This is a genomic window from Acidithiobacillus sp. TH-A35, from assembly GCF_057473505.1.
The window spans coordinates 1-2,901 of sequence record NZ_JBYCKR010000127.1; the positions used below are offsets into that span (position 1 = coordinate 1).

The 2,901-nt window shown below is 58.7% G+C and carries 2 protein-coding genes; both read right to left on the bottom strand.

Annotated elements, in window-relative coordinates; genetic code table 11:
- Window positions 1-206 precede the first annotated feature (206 nt).
- On the bottom strand, window positions 207-1,703 hold the full coding sequence (gene pcnB / locus AC2VNK_RS04500; RefSeq protein WP_486882972.1) for a polynucleotide adenylyltransferase PcnB: 1,497 nt from the start codon (window positions 1,701-1,703) through the stop codon (window positions 207-209).
- 109 nt (window positions 1,704-1,812) lie between these two features.
- Entirely contained in the window at window positions 1,813-2,775 is a 963-nt protein-coding gene (locus AC2VNK_RS04505) for a glycosyltransferase family 2 protein (protein ID WP_486882973.1), read from the bottom strand.
- Window positions 2,776-2,901 lie beyond the last annotated feature (126 nt).

Consider the following 2,901-nt stretch of genomic DNA (forward strand, 5'->3'; position numbering starts at 1 on the left):
GGTCACGGACAGAGCCGCCCACAAGATAAGCCGGTGTGCCAAGCTTTGCAGCAATCCTGCCGATGGCGAGCAGGCGCTCTAGCAGCGCGTCTCCCCATCGCTGTTGCAGCATCCTCTGAATCTCTTCGGCGGGTAGGTGGCCTGCCTTTGGGATGGCACTGTGAGCGTCCAGCGAGTCGTGTCCCGTAGAAATGAGCGGATCCGGATTAACCGTTGGCGGTTTGTCCGTCGTCATAACTGTCGTCTGCGCCGCCCGGTTGGGCCACGTCGCCCTGATCCGAACGGTTACTGCGCCGTCGCCGTCGCCGGGGACGGCGACGTGATGTTGCCGGGAGTGGCCCCAGCGCTGGTTCCTGTCCGGTTTCTTCGAGACGGGCCTGCTCGATGAGGAGGCGCCGACCATCATGATCTGCAGTCTGGAATTGTTCCCACCATTCCACCAAAGTGGCAGGTATTTCTCCACTGTGGCGGCGCAGACTCAGGAAATCGAAGGCCGCGCGAAAGCGTGGATGGGCGAGCAGAGCATGAGGACGACGTCCGCCACGGCGCAGAAAACGCGCCTGCAAATCCCAGATTTCGCGCATGGGCAGGGCGAAGCGGCGGGGGACAGAAACCCGCCCCACGCATTCCTTCAGCACGTCGCTGGCGGCCTGCTGCAACGCGACCGTGGCGGGTTTGCCCTGTTGTTCGAGCAACTGGCTTTGCAGTTGCAGGGCTGGCCAGAGCAGTGCGGCAAAAAGGAACGCGGGCGTCACCGATTTGCCGTCGCGTACCCGCGTATCGGTGCCTTCCAGCGCGCCTTGCAACAATGCACGCGCTGCGCCGTATTCCGCGTTGTCGAGGAGCACATCCACCTGCGGAAACAGGGCGGCAAACAGTCCCTGCTGACGTAGGTGTTCGAAACTGGTCTGCGCATTACCGTTCAGAAAAAGTTTCAGCGTTTCCTCAAACAGCCGCGCCGAGGGTACCTCCTGCAGACGCTCGCGGCAGGCCGCTATGGGCACCTGTGCGGCTGTATCCATTATGAATCCCAGCTTGGCAGCAAAGCGAACGGCCCGCAGCATCCGCACCGGATCTTCCCGGTAACGCTGCTCGGGATCACCAATGACACGCAGGCGACCGGCCTGCAAATCTTCCATGCCCGTGGAGAAATCCAAAATGCTGCGGTCGGCAATATTGTAATAAAGGGCATTGGTGGTGAAATCCCTTCGCCGCGCGTCCTCTTCCAGCGAGCCATAGACGTTGTCTGCCAATATGCGCCCTGTTTCACTGTGCTCGCTGGCTTCGTCTTCCTTGCCGTTCGCGCTGCCACGGAACGTGGCTACTTCAATAATCTCGTTACCAAACTGCACATGGACCAGAATAAAGCGTCGGCCGATCAGTCGTGCGTTACGCCGAAACAGCTTCCGGACCTGCTCCGGGCGCGCATCCGTCGCGACATCGAAATCCTTAGGCTCCCGTCCCAGCAGCAGATCGCGGACACTGCCGCCGACCAGATAGGCCTGAAAGCCGGCGCGGTGCAGGCCATTGAGCACTTGCAAGGCACTGTCACTAATCTGGCGCCGGGATACGTTGTGCTCGTTGCGCGGCGTCACTCGTGCACCGGGGATGCCGGGTGATGGCGACGAAGGCGCCGCCGCCGTTTCGACGGCGCTGTCGGGCAGGTTCAACTGCTTGGTAATAAAGGATTTTATGGATACCAAGGGCGATCTCTGGGTTGGTAGGCGGTAATCTGGGCGACAGTGTACCTGAAAAGTTGCGGAAAAGCAGTGCTCGCCGGGAAACGCGTGCCTTTCTCTTAATGCCCAATAATTATGGGTTGTCTTCTGATCGAATCGCGTTAGGTGAGTCGACCATTCCCCAGGCTTGTCTGACCAGGTATACCGGCCTTTGCTTGCTTTCCTCATAGATCCGGCCGAGGTATTCACCGATCACCCCCAGGGCCATGAGCTGCACGCCACCCAGGAATAGCAAGGTAACCATCATGGATGGATAACCCTTTACCGGGTTTCCATACACCAGGGTGCTGATGATCAGCCAGACGGCATAAAGGAAGGCCAACAGCGAAACCACAAAACCCAGATAAGCGGCAAGTTGTAATGGTACCTGGCTAAAAGAAGTAACGCCTTCTACGGCGAGATTCCATAGCCGCCAATAGTTCCAGGTGGTTTTCCCCGCATGGCGGGGCGCACGATGGTAGTAAACATTCGTGCTGCGAAAACCGACCCAGGCGAACAAACCCTTCATGAAGCGCCTGCGTTCAGGAAGGGTCTGCAAGGCATCAAGAACCGGACGGGACAGCAGCCGGAAATCCCCCGTATCCGGCGGTATCTCCACATCGCTCATGCGATTGATGATCCGGTAAAAGACATGCGCAGAGGCGCGTTTGAGCCACGATTCTCCTTCGCGGGAGAGTCGGACGGCGTTCACCACATCAAACCCCTCCCGCCATTGGGCGAGAAGCTCGGGAATCAGTTCGGGCGGGTCTTGCAGGTCAGCATCCAGAGGAATGGCGGCTTCTCCCTGCGCGGCATCCAGCCCGGCGGTGAGCGCCGCCTCTTTGCCAAAATTCCTGGATAAATCAATAACTCGTACTCGTCTATCCTGGCGATGCAGGGCGATCAACTGCAACAGCGTGTCATCGCTGCTGCCGTCATTGACGCAAATCATCTCCCACGGCTCACCCGCTTCGTCCATGACAGCACAGACCCGGGCGTAGAGTGTCGCAAGATTCCCGGATTCGTTGTGGCAGGGGATGATGATGGAAACAGCCATGATGCTTCGATGCGGGCCAGGGCGTGGAAATGATTGAGGCATTCCAGAAAAGTACAAGAGTGTGTCAGCCGCGTCAAACAAGGCTGGAAAAAAAGTGTTCACTTGGGTATAGTGCGGGATGCTTTG

What these genes read in the sequence shown, in the direction of transcription:
- AC2VNK_RS04505 (WP_486882973.1), bottom strand. Translation starts at nt 2,775, where the DNA reads ATGGCTGTTTCCATCATCATCCCCTGCCACAACGAATCCGGGAATCTT.